The organism is Acinetobacter sp. AC1-2 (genome assembly GCF_016124155.1).
Classification (GTDB): Bacteria; Pseudomonadota; Gammaproteobacteria; order Pseudomonadales; family Moraxellaceae; genus Acinetobacter; species Acinetobacter calcoaceticus.
Window position 1 is genome coordinate 1,359,168 of record NZ_JABFFO010000001.1, and the last position, 17,078, is coordinate 1,376,245.

Annotated in this window: 14 protein-coding genes; 13 read left to right on the forward strand and 1 reads right to left on the reverse strand. The window is 36.9% G+C overall.

Going from position 1 to position 17,078, the window contains the following annotated elements; genetic code table 11:
* Window position 1 precedes the first annotated feature (1 nt).
* The 12 genes from HL290_RS06285 to putP all read left to right on the forward strand — a co-directional run bounded on the left by HL290_RS06285 (window position 2) and on the right by putP (window position 12,618).
* The gene (locus tag HL290_RS06285) at window positions 2-1,165 is read left to right on the forward strand and encodes a cupin domain-containing protein (RefSeq protein ID WP_198495940.1); all 1,164 of its coding nucleotides are present in this window, start codon (window positions 2-4) and stop codon (window positions 1,163-1,165) included.
* A 374-nt stretch (window positions 1,166-1,539) separates the two neighbouring features.
* Window positions 1,540-2,103 (forward strand): TetR/AcrR family transcriptional regulator, encoded by a 564-nt coding sequence (locus HL290_RS06290; protein ID WP_003651435.1) that lies wholly within the window; start codon window positions 1,540-1,542, stop codon window positions 2,101-2,103.
* Window positions 2,104-2,569: 466 nt separating this feature from the next.
* Window positions 2,570-2,881 carry an ArsR/SmtB family transcription factor gene (locus HL290_RS06295; protein WP_002121379.1) on the forward strand — a complete coding sequence of 104 codons (312 nt, stop codon included), beginning with the start codon at window positions 2,570-2,572 and terminating at the stop codon, window positions 2,879-2,881.
* Between the two features lie 410 nt (window positions 2,882-3,291).
* Complete coding sequence (gene sstT, locus HL290_RS06300) at window positions 3,292-4,494, forward strand: serine/threonine transporter SstT (RefSeq protein ID WP_198495941.1); 1,203 nt, start codon at window positions 3,292-3,294, stop codon at window positions 4,492-4,494.
* Window positions 4,495-4,499: 5 nt separating this feature from the next.
* Window positions 4,500-5,180, forward strand: coding sequence for a YoaK family protein (locus HL290_RS06305; protein ID WP_198495942.1), 681 nt, complete (start codon window positions 4,500-4,502; stop codon window positions 5,178-5,180).
* Window positions 5,181-5,183: 3 nt separating this feature from the next.
* Window positions 5,184-5,720, forward strand: coding sequence for a DUF2058 domain-containing protein (locus HL290_RS06310; protein ID WP_003651432.1), 537 nt, complete (start codon window positions 5,184-5,186; stop codon window positions 5,718-5,720).
* A gap of 367 nt (window positions 5,721-6,087) precedes the next feature.
* Complete coding sequence (locus HL290_RS06315) at window positions 6,088-7,935, forward strand: ABC transporter ATP-binding protein (protein ID WP_045432750.1); 1,848 nt, start codon at window positions 6,088-6,090, stop codon at window positions 7,933-7,935.
* Window positions 7,935-8,375 carry a MaoC family dehydratase gene (locus tag HL290_RS06320; RefSeq protein ID WP_003651428.1) on the forward strand — a complete coding sequence of 147 codons (441 nt, stop codon included), beginning with the start codon at window positions 7,935-7,937 and terminating at the stop codon, window positions 8,373-8,375. The genes HL290_RS06315 and HL290_RS06320 overlap by 1 nt, the downstream gene beginning before the upstream one ends.
* 107 nt (window positions 8,376-8,482) lie before the next feature.
* Window positions 8,483-9,508: an AraC family transcriptional regulator gene (locus HL290_RS06325; protein ID WP_004642603.1), complete on the forward strand. Its 1,026-nt coding sequence runs from the start codon at window positions 8,483-8,485 to the stop codon at window positions 9,506-9,508.
* Window positions 9,509-9,545: 37 nt separating this feature from the next.
* A complete protein-coding gene (gene gcvH / locus HL290_RS06330; protein ID WP_003651425.1) occupies window positions 9,546-9,920 on the forward strand; it encodes a glycine cleavage system protein GcvH in 375 nt (124 codons plus the stop codon).
* Between the two features lie 99 nt (window positions 9,921-10,019).
* Window positions 10,020-10,727, forward strand: a complete 708-nt coding sequence (locus HL290_RS06335) for an SIR2 family NAD-dependent protein deacylase (RefSeq protein WP_198495943.1) — start codon at window positions 10,020-10,022, stop codon at window positions 10,725-10,727.
* A gap of 400 nt (window positions 10,728-11,127) precedes the next feature.
* Window positions 11,128-12,618: a sodium/proline symporter PutP gene (putP, locus tag HL290_RS06340; RefSeq protein ID WP_045432757.1), complete on the forward strand. Its 1,491-nt coding sequence runs from the start codon at window positions 11,128-11,130 to the stop codon at window positions 12,616-12,618.
* A 33-nt stretch (window positions 12,619-12,651) separates the two neighbouring features.
* Here the strand turns inward: putP and HL290_RS06345 are convergent, their stop codons facing one another.
* Window positions 12,652-13,140, reverse strand: a complete 489-nt coding sequence (locus tag HL290_RS06345; protein WP_003651419.1) for an Lrp/AsnC ligand binding domain-containing protein — start codon at window positions 13,138-13,140, stop codon at window positions 12,652-12,654.
* A 125-nt stretch (window positions 13,141-13,265) separates the two neighbouring features.
* Here HL290_RS06345 and putA point away from each other — a divergent pair, with 125 nt between their 5' ends.
* A complete protein-coding gene (gene putA / locus HL290_RS06350; protein ID WP_198495944.1) occupies window positions 13,266-17,018 on the forward strand; it encodes a trifunctional transcriptional regulator/proline dehydrogenase/L-glutamate gamma-semialdehyde dehydrogenase in 3,753 nt (1,250 codons plus the stop codon).
* Window positions 17,019-17,078: the final 60 nt, after the last annotated feature.

Consider the following 17,078-nt stretch of genomic DNA (forward strand, 5'->3'; position numbering starts at 1 on the left):
CATGACAGAACCTTTAGCAGTTTTAGGCGGCATTACTGCCGAACAATTTTTAGCAGAATATTGGCAGAAAAAACCTTTGCTGGTACGTAACGGATTGCCAGAGATTGTAGGTCTTTTAGAACCGCAAGATGTGCAAGAACTTGCTTTGGAAGAACATGCGAGTGCCCGACTCATTCGCCAAAAAGATAGAAATCCAAATGAATGGCATGTCAAGTCTTCACCTCTAACTAAAGGTGACTTTCAAAAGCTACCAAAATTATGGACGCTTTTAGTACAGGCGGTAGACCACTACTCTTTTGACCTTTCTGAGCTTTGGAAAAAATTTCCTTTTATTCCACAATGGCGTCGCGACGATATTATGGTGTCTTATGCACCTAAAGGCGGTTCAGTTGGAAAACATTTTGATTTTTATGATGTGTTTTTAGTTCAAGGTCACGGACACAGACGCTGGCAATTAGGACAAATGTGCGATGTAAATACTGCATTTGTACCTAATCAACCATTAAAACTTTTACCAGAAATAGACGTACAATTTGATGAAGTTCTAGCACCAGGTGATTTACTGTATGTTCCGCCTGGAATGGCACATTATGGCGTTGCCGAAGATGATTGCTTAACTTTCTCATTTGGCTTTCGCATGCCAAACGTTGCAGGAATGATGGAACGTATTAGTGATCAATTTTCAGCTAATACTTTATTGCAAAATCCTGTTGTAGACATTGCACGCAAACAGATGGGGCAAATTGGTGAAATTAATGCAACTGAACTGAGCCACTTAAAAGACTTAGTTTTAGCTCAATTAAAAGATTCATCAACACTTGATGCCGCGATCATGTATTATATGAGTGAACCTAAATATCCAGATAATATTCCAGAAGCTGATGAAATCGAAGCCGATGACTTGAAAGAAATTTTACACGAAGGATACGAAGTTCTTTTAGAGCCAGCCTCTCGACTACTTTATACAGAACAAAACGGAACCATAAACTTTTGGGGAAATGGTGAAGTTCTATTTATAGCTGAACCCTTTGAGCAAAAATTAAAAGCGATTGCCAATGGAGAGAGCCTGCAATTTGATAGCCAATTTAATGATGACGAAACACTAGAAAACGTTGCTCACTTATTAAATGAATCTATTCTGATGCTTTTACCCCCTGCAGAGTAAATGTTTTAATAAAAGTAGGTTTTTTCATGAAAGTGGAAAACCTACTTTTTAAATTAGCAAGCAAACTCAAAAATACATTCAATTATTATTCGTTAAATTTATCTAAAAAAATCTTAAATAGTATGTGGTTAAGATTATTAAACTTTAAAGAAATCTTGAAATGAGAATTAAAAAATAGAAAAGCTTCATGATTAAAAAAACGACATATTTCTTACTTACTTTTGCCTTAAAATTTAAACGTTACAGTTTAAAAAAATAATATCTTTTTTCTATCAATAACAAACAATACCTTGTAAAATTAAAGATCCAGATTTTCATTAATACAGATCACAGTTCACAAGCTAATAGCAATTCATTTGTGAGAGGCTAAAAATATGTCGAAGAAAGATGACATTATTAACACCGCATTAAGACTTTTTAACTCGTATAGCTACAATTCTATAGGTGTGGATCGCATCATTAATGAATCTGGCGTTGCAAAAATGACTTTCTACAAGCATTTTCCATCAAAAGAAAAATTAATTGAAGAATGTCTACTTCTACGAAACACGCTTTTACAGAACTCTCTTACCTCGGCCTTATCAAAACATGATGAGTTAGACCCTCTTGCGAGAATTAAAGCAGTATTTTTATGGTATTCCGACTGGTTTAATAGTGAAGACTTTAATGGCTGTATGTTTCAAAAAGCTTTGGAAGAGGTTTTAAAACAATATCCGTCAACGCATCAACCTGCCACTTTGTATAAAGCTTGGTTGACTCAACTCATGCAAAACCTTCTCAACCAATATGATGTAAAAGAACCAGGTCCTTTATCTTTACTACTCGTTAATATATTGGAAGGTATGACCATTCAAGCTCAGGTCGAGCATGGTTCAATAAAAATTTATGATTATTGGAATCGAGTTGAAAAATTAATCGACTTCGAAAGAGCTGCTTAAAAATAAAGCGTGACATTCTTCTTCTTATATTAATATTCTTCTTATCTATCACGCTGCGTCTGAAAGTCATTTTGGTTCAAAATTAGACGTTTTTTTCGACCTTACTAAACCAAAATATACAGACCTGTCTGTACAAAACAGATTATATATTTAAAAAATAAAAACTCAATCATTTTTTTTGTTTCATTCAAAGATAAATTAGATTTAACTATTTATCGGAATGAAATAAGGCTTATTTCATGCTGGCTTCAATTCACTTATACTTAACAATCAAACTTATAACACAATGCAACATTTTAAACACAAAAGAAATACAAACAACTGTTTTTAATTAAAAATACTACTTATTTATCAGTTCCCCTTATATTGCTTTTCAACAAAAACAATTGGATTGATTAGTTTTGCTACATTCATTTCAGCAAGATCAATCTATACTATGCCCGCTATATTGATATAGGTATAAAGTATGAAAGATGGACTCCAAATTGAAGAAATGAAAAATGCGGCTGATTCAGTCGTGGGAATTCTAAAATCTTTGGCTAATACAGATCGTTTATTAATTTTATGTCACTTAGCTTACGAGGAGCTAAATGTTTCACAGATTGAAGAGAAGACCCAAATTACACAGCCCACTCTTTCACAACAGCTTATGATGTTACGTAAAAGTGATGTTGTATCAACTCGTCGTGATGGCAAGCAAATTTTTTATTCTATTAAGGATGACAATATGCATTCAATTTTAAATACGCTTCATCAGCTGTACTGTGCAAGTAAATAATATTTTTAAATTATAATTTTATAATAATAGTAGTAATTTCCTGAAATATGCGATTTTTCAGCTTGAAAGCTTAGAGCCTAGTCGAAGCACAAAGTTTTGAAAATTCGCGTAGCTTTTCCAAAGCCTCACCGATACCATTTAATCTGTTATCAATTTATTTCTCCTGAGTTCATTCGGCACTTTCACCCCTTTTGATATAATTCATTTACTTGACGAACAATTAACAAGCAAAGCCTCCAATAAAAAAAATTAAAATTTAAAATTAACCAAAAATAAAACAATGACTTAATATTACCATCCACTATAAAAATCTCTAGTTAGCATAAAAAAGCTTAAGATTCCCATAACTTAAGTATAAAATACTCCGCTTGTTCAACCTTTAGCCATGAATAGGTTAATAAGGTCTTTATATGCTTGAATTCCTTTCTCGATTAAGCTTGGTAGCCAAGATTATTATCGCCATTATTTTAGGTATTGGCGTTGCATTACTATTTCCAGACATTACGCCATATTTAAGTTTATTTGGTGAGCTTTTTATTAAAGCATTAAAGTCTGTTGCCCCTATTTTAGTCTTTGTATTAGTACTTTCTTCTATTGCCAACTTTCAGGTGGGCCATAGTGCGAATTTACGTCCAATCATGATTTTATATGTAGTAGGTATGTTGCTTGCTGCTTTCACAGCTGTGATTGTTAGTCTTTCTTTTCCTAGTACTTTGTTCCTCAACACTGTTTCACACAATGATTTGCAAGCACCAGGCAGTTTAGCTGACATTCTGAAAAACTTGCTTTTAAGCTTTATTGCTAACCCTGTTCAAGCCATTAGTGAAGCAAACTTTATCGGTATTTTAGCTTGGGCAATTGGCCTTGGTTTAGCGATGCGCCATAGCTCAGACACCACAAAAGAAGTCATGCAGGATGTTGCACATGCTGTTAGTGCTATTATTCATAAAGTAATTGCTTTTGCACCTGTCGGTATTTTCGGATTGGTTGCAGTAACTTTTGCAGATGCAGGTCTCGCAACACTTGAAAGTTATGCGCAATTATTAGTAGTACTGTTAGGTACGATGTTCTTTGTTGCTTTAGTTATCAATCCAATTCTTGTTGCGCTTACTATACGTGGGAACCCATACCCTCTCGTGTTTAAATGCCTTAAAGAAAGTGGGATTACTGCTTTCTTTACACGAAGCTCAGCAGCCAACATTCCAGTTAACTTAGATTTAGCAGAGCGCTTAGGCGTTAATCCATCAACAGCAAGCGTCTCTATTCCATTAGGTGCGACAGTAAATATGGCTGGTGCAGCAGTGACAATTACTGTACTCACACTAGCAACTGTACATACGCTTGGAATTCATGTTGATTTTGCAACAATGCTCATCTTATCAGTTGTTGCTACAATTTCAGCTTGTGGTGCTTCTGGTGTAGCTGGTGGTTCTTTACTTCTAATTCCAGTAGCTTGTAGTTTATTTGGCATTTCAACTGAAATTGCTATGCAAGTAGTGGCTATTGGTATGATTATCAGTGTATTGCAAGACTCTACAGAAACAGCTCTTAACTCTTCTACGGACGTTTTATTTACCGCAGCTGTAGATATTCGTTCTAAACAAACTTCCTAAACAAAATGCCACTTCAGCGTCTACCAAACTGGTTCCAACTTGGGGCCTTTTTACTGGCATTCAATGCTGGAATGATTAATGTATTAGGGCTAATTACCCTTTTGCATCAATCTATTTCACATATGACTGGCAACGTTAGTATGCTAGCTATGAGTTTGGTAGAGTGGCAACAAGAACATATCATTTTCTTGCTTCTTGTGATCATTTGTTATGTTTGTGGTTCATTTTATAGTGGTTTTATTTTAGGCAGCAGCCATTTTCGTCTAGGTCGACGCTATGGCTTACCTTTGAGTCTTGTTGCTTTATTCATTTTTCTTTGTTGGCTATTACTTCCTTATTTTCCACGCTATGGATTATTATGGGCTTGTACAGCGATGGGCCTACAAAATGCAATGGTTAGCCATTATAAAGGAACCATTATTCGAACTACCCATCTATCTGGCGTTTTAACAGATATTGGTTTAGCACTTGGATATAAAGCTAGAGGCTTACCTGTAGAAAACCGACGTATAGTTTTACACTTACTAATTTTTGCAGGTTTTCTGCTGGGTGGAATTCTCGCCGCGCTGGTACATCCGCAATTAAAGTTACAAGCATTTTTATTGCCAGCAACTTTAAGCTTAGTCTTAAGTATTTCTTACTGGGTCGTTTACTTCTATAGCCCTTCAACTTCACATAAGGATTAAGTCATGGTTAAAAATGCCTTACAAGCACAGCTACTAAAAGCTGGGTTAGTGGATAATAAAAAAGCAAAAAAATTAACAAAACAAGCTCATCACGAACAACGTATCGGTCAAAGTAATGAGGCCGAAATCAAAGCAAATATTGAAAAAGCTCAACAAGAAAAGTTAGCTAAAGATCAGGCTTTAAACTTAGAAAAACAACAACAACTTGAGGAAAAAGCCCTCAAAGCATCAATCATACAAATGATTAAACATCATAAAATTTCAAATACTGATGGTGATAGTGTTTATCAATTTATTGATGAGAGTAAGATCAAGAAGGTATATATTTCTCAGCAAGTATATAATGCCCTTGTTTCAGGCAGTCTAGTCATTGCTAAAGATCAAAATCAATATGCTTACTTACCTAAAGCATTAGCTGAAAAAATTGATCAGAAGATGAAAGGTTTTATTTTATTGAACAATGCTGAGTCCAATGAACAGACTACAGATGAAGAAGATCCATATGCAGCTTATGTTATTCCTGATGATTTAATGTGGTAAGACATACAAGGGCCTTTATGATGCAAATATAAAGGCCTTTTTCGAATGGGTTTAAAAAGTATTAATTTAACAATTGTTCAAAATATTAAGAAAAAATACTTAAAGAATAAATTCCTTCACCACTTTATCTATTAATCCCGATATAATAAATCATAATTTTTTAAGTCTTCGCGACAATCTTGAAGATTTCTTCAAGCATCCAAATTTACGTCATGTACGAATGAATGACGTACAACATAATCAGTTCATGTGTATTTGTGCATATTCAAAAGATCGAAAACCGAAGTGATATTGATCTAACTGACTTTTTTGTAAATTTAATTGCAAAGACTTAATGAAGTGGCTTTTGTCTTAAAGGTAGTAATTCATGCTGAAGTGGTTTGAAAAACTTGTAGATCCCTACCCAACAAAAGGTCTGGATGAACCTTTACCGACTCGTTTTTTTCCATTTGTCTGGCAAGCAACGGAAGGCTTACGACCATACTTATTCTTACTTATTCTTTTTACAGCAGGTGCGGCAAGCTTTGAAGCCTTACTTTTTTCAAAGATTGGACAACTCGTAGACTGGTTAAGTAATAGTCATCCTGAAAGTTTTTTAAGTCAGCACACGACTGATTTACTACTTTTAATTGGTGTTTTATTTACCAATATCTTTTTTGTAAATATTCAATCTATTGTAAAACATCAGATTTTATATAGTACTTTTCCAATGCGTTTGCGTTGGCGTTTTCATAATCTTTTATTGAAACAAAGCTTAGATTTTTTCCATAACGACTTTGCTGGTCGACTTTCTGCAAAAGTTATGCAAACGGCTCTGGCAATCCGTGAATTCTGGATTATTTTGGGCGATATGTTGGCTTACGTCGCTATTTACTTTATTACCGTTAGTATTGTTCTTGGTTCAATTTCAACAATTTTGCTAATACCACTTTTAGTTTGGTTAACCTTATTCTTATTAAGTGCATGGTTCTTTATTCCGCGTTTAAGTAAAGTATCTCAGCAGCAAGCCGACGCTAGATCAATTATGACTGGTCGCGTTACCGACGCTTACACCAACATTCAAACTGTTAAATTGTTTGCGCATGCGGGACGTGAGAGCCAATATGCAAAAGCATCAATGAAAGAGTTTATGACAACCGTCTATGCTCAGATGCGTTTAGGCACTCTTTTTGAAATAAGTATCAACATGCTATCAGCCGTCTTATTTATTGGTGTTATTGGTACTTCAGTTTGGCTATGGACTCAAGGTTTAGCAGCATTAGGTGTAATTGCAGCGACTACTGCCATGATTTTAAAACTTAATAGTATGGCTGAGTTTATGATGTGGCATATGTCCGCATTATTTGAAAATGTTGGAACCATTCAAGATGGGATGCAAACATTAGGTAAAAAAATTAATATTCAAGACAAACCTGATGCAAAAACACTTGAAGTAAGCCAAGGTGAGATTGTATTTAAAGATGTAAGCTTTGCTTATAACAATAAAAATGTGATTAATCACTTCAACTTAAAAATTAAAGCTGGTGAAAAGATAGGAATTGTTGGACGTTCTGGAGCAGGCAAATCTACGCTTATTCAGTTGCTTTTACATTTTTATCATCTTAAGCAAGGTGCAATTTTAATTGATGGGCAAAATATTGAAGATGTGACTCAAGATAGTCTAAGAGCGAATATTGCCTTAGTAACACAAGATACGTCTTTATTACATCGCTCAGTCGCTGAAAATATTAAGTATGGACGTCCAGATGCATCTGATGCCGATATGAAAAATGCTGTAAAGAAAGCAAAAGCCGCCGAATTTATACCTCAATTGGTAGATTTAAAGGGTCGTAATGGATATGACGCTCAAGTAGGTGAACGTGGTGTAAAACTTTCTGGTGGTCAAAGACAACGTATTGCTATTGCACGTGTATTTTTAAAAGATGCCCCTATTCTCATTTTAGATGAAGCCACTAGTGCATTAGATTCAGAAGTTGAAGCAGCTATCCAGTCAAGTTTAAATGACCTTATGGTTGATAAAACTGTTATTGCAATTGCACACCGATTATCTACTATTGCACAAATGGATCGTTTAATTGTTCTTGATGAAGGCCAAATTGCTGAGCAAGGAACACATGAAGAGTTAATTGCGCAAAATGGAATATATGCACAATTATGGAAACGTCAAACAGGCGGCTTCCTAATTGAACAAAAAGTTTTACAGGGTCAAGATTAATGCTTTATTTAGAAGATTTGAAAATTGGTGATCGTTTTATTAGTCGTGAATATGAAATCACCTTAGATGAAATCAAAAAATTTGCAAATTCCTATGACCCTCAACCATTTCACATAGATGAAGAGCAAGCTAAGCATGATCCTATTTTTCAAGGGATTGCTGCCAGTGGGTGGCACACTTCTGCCATCACTATGCGTTTATGGACAGAATGCATGCCTATTCATGGAGGCTTGATAGGTTCAGAATCTAGTTTGCGGTGGCCACGCCCCACTCGACCGGGTGATAGAATTCATGTTGAAACTGAAATTTCAGCTATCACCCCATCCAAAACAAAATTAGATCGTGGTATTGTAAGTTACGTTACACAAGCCTTAAATCAACATGGGGATGTTTTACTTATTTCAACAACAAAAATTGTTGTCTTTAAAAAGAATGTTTAAAAATGGTTGATATGATTGTCTAACAGTTTTTATAAACTCAGATTATATTTCATGACAAGATGTGTAAGAAATGCATATGAAAAATTGATGAGAGCAATGGAACGCATATGAAAATTACCTCAGCTCGTCAAGATCAGGGTATTCCGGGTGTCTATGGCTTATTGCTATTAGATGTCGTTTCACGTTGGGGATACAACGATGAAACATTATTTGCTCCATTTCATCTTACAAGCGAGCAACTGGCTGACCCTGACTATCGTATTTCTACACCAGTAGCAAATGAACTGGTTAAACACGCTCTTAAACTAACTGGTGAAACTACTTTGGGTTACCATCTTGGTACTCAAATGCGTATTTCAATTCATGGTTTCATTGGCTATGCAATTATGACAGCCAAAGATATTACAGAAGCAATTGCACTCGCAGCACGCTTTATTCAGCTACGCCTGCCCTTTTTACAATTATATTTCTCAACTTTTGGACCCAAGGCGACCTTACAATTACAGTGTGATATTGAACTTGAGCCTTTACGTACAGAAATCGTTTTAGGTCTTACCATTGGTATCATGAGCATGGCGAAAGCTATGACTGGCATTGAAGATTTAGCTGGGGATGTAGACTTAGATTTTCCAGAGCCAGAAGGTTTTGACAAATATAAAAATAAACTAAGCAGCACAATTCGCTTTAACCAACCACATTTAATTTCAAGTTTTGATAAAAAGTATTTAGGACTTAAATTAGTCAACGCCGACCCTATTGCAAGTCAAGTTGCTATTAACCAATGTGAAGCTGAACTTTCTGCTTTGGGTGAACGCCGACGTTTAGCAATGCGAGTTCGTGATATTTTAAGTAATTCTGAACAACATTACTTAAGCATAGAAAATGTAGCAGAATGCTTACATATGTCGGACCGCACACTTAAACGTCAATTGGCAGCAGAAGGAACTTCCTTTTCTACATTAGTTGATGAAGTACGCTATCGACATGCAACATCTTTGCTTTCGCGTACAGATTATAGTCTTGAACAGATTGCAGATGAACTTGGCTATTCGGACGTTGCAAATTTTAGCCGTGCTTTTAAACGCTGGAGTGGCCGCAGCCCAAGCAACTGGCGTAAAGACCCATACTTATAATGTTTAAAACTATTGGACACAAGCTTAAGGAGTTACCATGAATCACCCTTCGGAACTGAAGTATGCACGTACACATGAGTGGGTAAAAATTGAAGGTGATCTTGTTATCACAGGGATTACTGACCACGCACAAGATGAGCTTGGCGATTTGGTGTATGTCGAAACTCCTGAAGTTGGTAGTCAAGTTACAGCTGGCGAACAAGCTGGAGTTGTTGAATCAGTGAAAACTGCTTCGGACATCCATGCTCCTGTTTCAGGCACTGTAGTAGAAGTAAATACTGACCTTGAAGATGATCCTGATTTTGTAAATGATGATCCATACGGCAAAGGCTGGATTTATAAAATCAAACCAGACAATATTGCAGATGTTGAAAAACTTTTAACAAATGCAGAATATGAAGCTGGCCTATAAGATAGGTATAGTTTTCAAGATTTAATAAAAACCAGTTTAGATTTAGACTGGTTTTTTTCTTTGTTTATGCAGTTAATTTAAAATCAGTTATCTGATTCGGTGACTTATATGACAAAACTTGTTGTATTCTCTGGCGCGGGTATGAGTGCCGAAAGTGGAATTAGCACTTTTCGTGACAGTAATGGTCTATGGGAAAATTATGACATTCAGCAAGTTGCCACACCTGAAGCATGGCAAAAGAACCCTGCTTTAGTTCAACGCTTTTATAATGAAAGACGCAAAAATATTTTAGAATCTCAACCTAATCAAGCTCATCAATATATTTCCAAACTACAAGACTATTTTGAAGTACAAGTTATTACTCAAAATATTGATGATTTGCATGAACGCGCAGGAAGTTCCAACGTTTTACATTTGCATGGAAACATTCGGTTAGCAAAAAGCTCGGGACCAAAGGCACAATTCACAACTCAGTTTTATGACATTAACGGTTGGAAATTAGATTTAGAACACGACCTTTGCCCAGATGGATATCCTCTTCGTCCACATGTTGTTTGGTTTGGTGAAGCTGTACCTGCTTATGAAGAAGCAATTAGAGTCGTGCAAAGTGCAGACATTTTTATTGTAATCGGGTCGACATTAAGCGTATATCCTGTTGCAGGTTTAGTGCATGAAATTACAGCTCAATGTAAAGCTTACTATATAGATCCCAAAGCAGATCATGGACGTGTTCCCCAACAATATGAATTGTTAAAGATGTCAGCTACTCAAGGAATGCATGAACTTTTTAAGAATTTAACCAATTGACTTCTATTTTTAAGTACTAAATAAATTTAATTTGAATAAAAATTATTATTTTTGGGACAAAATTTTCTAACTTTGTTCTAATTTCGCGCAATAAAATTTTATTCTCCATTCACTTTGTAACCAAATATAGAGTTATTTTTTTTAAAAACTTATTTTTCTCAAGATAATTCAAAAAAATAAAATATTAAAAAATCACAAATACATGATTAATAATATATTTTTAAAGTTATAATTTCAATTATATTTATTTACACAAAACTACAAAAAATACAATATAAAAACAACAGAGCAAAAAAATTCTTTTGTGGTTGAATCTCAACCTCTTGAATGCCGTACAAGAAAACAGCGACCTGGATTAGGTTACAATCACGGATTATGGATATAAGGACACACATCCATCATGAGTTATTTTGATCCCACCCTCATCATGTTTATGGTGTACATCGTAGCAATGGTACTTATTGGCTTATTTGCCTACCGTGCTACAAGCGACTTCTCAGATTATATTCTTGGTGGTCGTAGTTTAGGCAGTTTCGTTACTGCGTTATCCGCAGGCGCATCAGACATGAGTGGCTGGCTACTCATGGGCTTACCAGGAGCAATTTATCTTTCTGGTCTATCTGAAGCGTGGATTGCAATTGGTCTTATTATCGGTGCTTGGCTTAACTGGCTACTGGTTGCTGGTCGATTACGCGTTCATACTGAAATTCAAAACAATGCATTAACTTTGCCAGATTATTTTACAAGCCGTTTTGATGACCAGAAAAAAGTACTTCGTATTTTCTCTGCCGTTATCATCTTGGTTTTCTTCGCTATTTACTGTGCTTCAGGCATGGTGGCGGGCGCCCGTTTATTTGAAAATTTATTCGGAATGTCATACAACACTGCAATTTGGCTTAGTGCTATTGCGACCATCAGTTATGTTTGTATCGGTGGATTCTTAGCAATTAGCTGGACTGATACATTCCAAGCTGGATTGATGATTTTTGCCCTGATATTAACGCCAATCGTGACTTACCTTGCGATCGGGGACACAACTCATTTTGTTACTCTCATTGAAACTGCACGTCCGCATGCATTTAATCTCATCTCAGATTTTGGTGTGGTAGCAGTTTTATCCTCCATGGCATGGGGTCTTGGTTACTTTGGTCAACCACACATCCTTGTACGTTTCATGGCAGCAGATTCAGTAAAATCTATTCCTGCTGCACGCCGTATCGGTATGACATGGATGATTTTATGCTTAATGGGTGCTGTAGGTGCTGGTTTCTTCGGTATTGCTTATTTTGAGCAACACCCTGAATTAGCGGCAGTTGTGAGCAAAAACCCTGAAACTGTATTTATGGAATTGACTAAAATTTTATTCAATCCATGGATTGTAGGTATCATTTTGGCTGCAATTTTAGCTGCTGTTATGAGCACGTTAAGCTGTCAACTTTTGGTATGTTCAAGTGCTTTAACTGAAGATTTATACAAAGGTTTCTTTCGTAAAAATGCATCTCAAAAAGAACTTGTATGGGTTGGCCGTGTAATGGTTCTTGTCATTGCTGTTCTTGCCATTGCTCTTGCAGGTAACCCAGACAGTAAGGTTCTTGGTCTTGTTGCTTATGCATGGGCTGGCTTCGGTGCAGCGTTTGGTCCGCTTATCATCTTGTCATTGTTCTGGAAACGTATGAATTTACAAGGTGCTTTAGCGGGTATGATCGTTGGTGCAGTTGTGGTTATTGGCTGGAAAAATCTTTTCGCAGACACTGGTGTTTACGAAATTATTCCTGGCTTTATCCTTGCATTTATCAGCATCGTTGTTGTGAGTCTTTTAACTAAAGCGCCAAATACGACAGTAACTGGACGCTTTGAACAAGCAGATAAACTCTACAAAGAAAGCGTATAATCCATCTAAATAAACTAAGGGGCTTCGGCCCCTTTATTTATTTTTAGTTTTGATTTTAATTTTTGAAGTATCCTTCACAACTTGCATCACTGGGTAACTACGGGTTTCTTTTACCCCAGGTAACTGCCATAACACTTGCCCTGCAATACGTCTAAACTCTTCCATACTGGCACTTCGTAATTTAATTAAAAAATCGAAGCCCCCACTGACCATATGGCACTCAACAATTTCCGGATAATGCACCACAGCATCAATAAACTCATCTAAAACATTAGGTGTCGTTTTATCCAGTAATACTTCAACAAACACCAAAAAATTAGCATTTAACTTAACAGGGTTTAACTTAGCCTCATATCCCAAGATGAATTCATCCTTCGTTAGCTTTTGGACTCGTGCCATCACAGCAGTTGGAGATAAATTCACAAGTTCGGCTAATTTACTGTTCGAAATACGCCCATCTGTTTGAAGAATATCCAAAATTTTTAAATCAGTGCGATCAAGGCTTAATAATGGGCCATTCATCTGAATTTTCCTCTAAAAAATGGGATAAATATAGTGAGTTATTCGGTGTTTCTTCTGTAATGATAAATTATCTAAACCTCTCTACTCAAGATAAATAGTACGAGAGCTAGTTGGCGGAAACAGATATGAATACAATGGATACTTTTCATCAAATGGATAAATCTCACCAAGGCTATATCACCGAATTCAACGATAAAAGTGAGTTTGAACAACGCATTAACACAGCTTGGCGTCGTGCTGAACCAGAAGCTGTAGAAGAGCTATTACAAGCTGCCGCGGTATCTGATGATTTAGATCATAAAATTTATGACCTTGCCTTTAATCTTGCCCATAACTTACGTGAACGTAAAACCTCTTCGGGTAAAGCAGGTATTGTTCAAGGGTTACTACAAGAATTCTCCCTTTCTTCACAAGAAGGCGTGGCTTTAATGTGTCTTGCTGAAGCTTTGCTTCGTATTCCAGACTCAGCAACACGTGATTTACTTATTCGAGATAAAATCAATCAAGGCAACTGGAAAGAACACGTTGGCCAAAGCAGCTTAATGTTTGTAAATGCTGCTGCATGGGGCCTTATGCTGACTGGTAAGCTCATGGAAACACCAAAGCAAACTAGTCTTTCAAGTGTACTTACTGGCCTTTTAGCACGTAGTGGCCGTGGCATTATTCGTAAAGCAGTCGATGTTGCAATGCGTATGATGGGTGAACAGTTTGTTACTGGTGAAACCATTGAAGAAGCTGTAGACCATGCAAAAGTACTTGAAGACAAAGGTTTCCGCTATTCTTACGACATGTTGGGTGAAGCTGCTCTAACCGAACATGATGCTGAACGTTACTTCAATGATTATACGCAAGCTATCCATGCAATTGGTAAAGCGTCTAACGGTAAAGGCGTTTATGATGGCCCAGGTATCTCAATTAAGCTTTCTGCTTTACACCCTCGCTATCAACGCGCGCAAATTGAACGTGTTCATCAAGAACTTTACGGCAAAGTATTCGAACTCGCTCTTTTAGCTAAAAAGTACAACATCGGTTTAAATATCGATGCAGAAGAATCAGAACGTTTAGAAATTTCTCTTGAATTACTTGAACGTCTTTGCTTCGAACCGGAACTTGCGAACTGGAAAGGTATTGGCTTCGTTATTCAAGCATACCAAAAACGCTGTTTCTTCGTAGTTGATTATATTATCGATCTTGCTAAACGCAGCCAAAAGCGCCTCATGATCCGTCTTGTGAAAGGTGCGTATTGGGATAGCGAAATCAAGAAAGCACAAATCGAAGGTATGGATGACTATCCTGTCTTCACTCGTAAGGTGCATACGGATTTATCTTATATCGCTTGTGCTAAAAAATTACTTGCAGCACCAGAGTTCATCTATCCGCAATTTGCAACTCATAATGCTCAAACGTTAGCAACAATCTATCATTTGGCTGACCCAAGCAAATATTATGCTGGTCAATATGAGTTCCAATGTTTGCATGGTATGGGTGAACCACTTTATGAACAAGTTGTTGGCCCACGTGAGCAAAATAAATTAGGCGTACCATGCCGTATTTATGCTCCGGTTGGTAACCATGAAACTTTATTGGCTTACTTAGTTCGCCGTTTACTTGAAAATGGTGCAAATACTTCATTTGTTAATCGTATTGCCGATAAAACACTTAAAGTTGAAGATCTGATTCAGTCTCCAATTTACGATATTCGCAACGCAGCTAAACTTGAAGGTTCAGTTGGCTTAAAACACCCATCTATTCCGTTACCTTTAGACATGTATGGCTCGCTCCGTAAAAACTCTAAAGGATATGATTTAGCTAATGATGCTCCACTTGAAGCTTTAGACAGCACAGCTCAACAACTGCGTAGTCGTATTTGGCAAAGCTATCCATTATTGGCAGATAACGGTTCTTTAGAACAAGGTAATTCTGTTGCAATTACAAACCCAGCACAAAATGATGAAATTGTTGGGCATGTACAAGAAGCTGATCTAAAGCATGTAGAAGTTGCACTTAATGCAGCTGAACAAACTCAGTCTGAATGGGCTAATACACCTAAAGATCAACGTGCTCAATACTTAAAACGTGCAGCTGACCTGATGGAAAGCCGTATTGAAGAGTTAATGGTATTGCTTTGCCGTGAAAGTGGTAAAACCTATGCCAATGCGATTGCTGAAGTTCGTGAAGCTGTAGATTTCTTACGTTACTACGCAACTCAAGTTGAGAACCTTCCAGCTAATACAATCATTCAGCCTTTAGGTACTGTACTTTGCATTAGCCCATGGAACTTCCCTCTTGCGATTTTCTCAGGCCAAATCGCGGCTGCATTAGTCAGCGGTAACTGTGTTATTGCTAAACCTGCCGAACAGACTCCATTAATTGCAGCTCAAGCAGTGCAAATTTTATGGGAAGCTGGTATTCCTCATGGCGCTGTGCAGTTATTGCCAGGTCGTGGTGAAACAGTTGGAGCTCAACTCAGCCAAGATAGCCGTATCGATGGCATCATGTTTACAGGTTCAACTGAAGTTGCAAAAATTTTACAGAAGACTGTTGCAAAACGTTTATCTGAAAATGGCCAGTCAATTCCCCTCATTGCAGAAACTGGTGGTCAAAATGCAATGATTGTGGACTCATCTGCATTAACTGAACAAGTCGTACTTGATGTTGTAAGTTCAGCTTTTGATAGCGCTGGTCAACGTTGCTCTGCTTTACGTATTTTATGTGTGCAAGAAGACAGTGCTGCAACCGTTATTAAAATGCTTAAAGGTGCAATGCAACAGTTGAGCGTAGGTAACCCTGCCATTTTAAAAACTGACATTGGTCCTGTTATTGATGTTGAAGCAAAACAGACGATTGATCAGCACATCCAAAAAATGAAGTCTAAAGGCTATCCAGTACATCAGCTAATGTTTGGCGCAACGAGCCAGAATGAATTAGATAAAGGAACTTTTGTTGTACCAACAGCAATTGAGTTACCTAACCTTGATGATTTACAACGTGAAGTCTTTGGTCCAGTTTTACACATCATTACCTATAAGTATGGCGAGCTTGAGCAACTCATCTCGCGAATTAATGCCAAAGGTTATGGTTTAACAATGGGTTTACACACCCGTATTGATCAAACGATCCAAACAGTGATTCAACATGCTGAAGTTGGTAACCTTTATATCAACCGAAATATTGTTGGTGCTGTTGTTGGTGTTCAACCATTTGGTGGTGAAGGTTTATCTGGTACAGGTCCAAAAGCTGGTGGTCCGCTTTACATGTATCGCTTAATGCAACATTGTTCAAATAAAGTATTGGCAACACCATTTGCCATGAAAAATGAACAAACTGCTTTTGAAGGCTTTAACCGAGAGGTTTATCAGAGCTTACAAAATTGGGCGAAACAGCATTTACCGCAAGCAAATCGCGAAATTGAACAATTTGGCGTTGGTAAGTTTTATGAGTTACAAGGTCCTACCGGAGAAAGTAACCAATATATTATTCTGCCGCGTCACCGTGTTCTTTCAATCGCTGACACAGAACAAAATCAGTTGCATCAGCTGCTCGCAATTTTTGCAGTTGGTAGTCAAGCTGCGGTAATGCCTAATAGTCCATTATTGGCAAAATATAAACAAACTTTGCCAAAAGATGTATTAGATGCAATTCGTGTTATTAAAAACATCAGTTCAGATGATTTTGATGCAGTTTTACATCATGGTAACCGCGAAGAAATCTTCTCATTACAGCAAGAAGTTGCTACTCGTTCTGGTGCAATTGTGGGTATTACACATGTTGAGCCAAATGAGACTATTCCACTTGAACGTTTAGTGATTGAACGTGCAATTAGTGTGAATACAGCTGCGGCTGGTGGTAACGCAAGCTTAATGACAATGGCTGATTAATACGTAAGTTTCTAAAAAAAAGCCCAAATCTTAGTATTTGGGCTTTTTTATATAATGAAG

Coding starts and splice junctions, on each gene's coding strand:
- gcvH (WP_003651425.1), top strand. CDS start 9,546: ATGAATCACCCTTCGGAACTGAAGTATGCACGTACACATGAGTGGGTA.
- HL290_RS06310 (WP_003651432.1), top strand. CDS start 5,184: ATGGTTAAAAATGCCTTACAAGCACAGCTACTAAAAGCTGGGTTAGTG.
- HL290_RS06285 (WP_198495940.1), top strand. CDS start 2: ATGACAGAACCTTTAGCAGTTTTAGGCGGCATTACTGCCGAACAATTT.
- putP (WP_045432757.1), top strand. CDS start 11,128: ATGAGTTATTTTGATCCCACCCTCATCATGTTTATGGTGTACATCGTA.
- sstT (WP_198495941.1), top strand. CDS start 3,292: ATGCTTGAATTCCTTTCTCGATTAAGCTTGGTAGCCAAGATTATTATC.
- HL290_RS06320 (WP_003651428.1), top strand. CDS start 7,935: ATGCTTTATTTAGAAGATTTGAAAATTGGTGATCGTTTTATTAGTCGT.
- HL290_RS06325 (WP_004642603.1), top strand. CDS start 8,483: ATGAAAATTACCTCAGCTCGTCAAGATCAGGGTATTCCGGGTGTCTAT.
- HL290_RS06290 (WP_003651435.1), top strand. CDS start 1,540: ATGTCGAAGAAAGATGACATTATTAACACCGCATTAAGACTTTTTAAC.
- putA (WP_198495944.1), top strand. CDS start 13,266: ATGAATACAATGGATACTTTTCATCAAATGGATAAATCTCACCAAGGC.
- HL290_RS06305 (WP_198495942.1), top strand. CDS start 4,500: ATGCCACTTCAGCGTCTACCAAACTGGTTCCAACTTGGGGCCTTTTTA.
- HL290_RS06295 (WP_002121379.1), top strand. CDS start 2,570: ATGAAAGATGGACTCCAAATTGAAGAAATGAAAAATGCGGCTGATTCA.
- HL290_RS06345 (WP_003651419.1), bottom strand. CDS start 13,140: ATGAATGGCCCATTATTAAGCCTTGATCGCACTGATTTAAAAATTTTG.
- HL290_RS06315 (WP_045432750.1), top strand. CDS start 6,088: ATGCTGAAGTGGTTTGAAAAACTTGTAGATCCCTACCCAACAAAAGGT.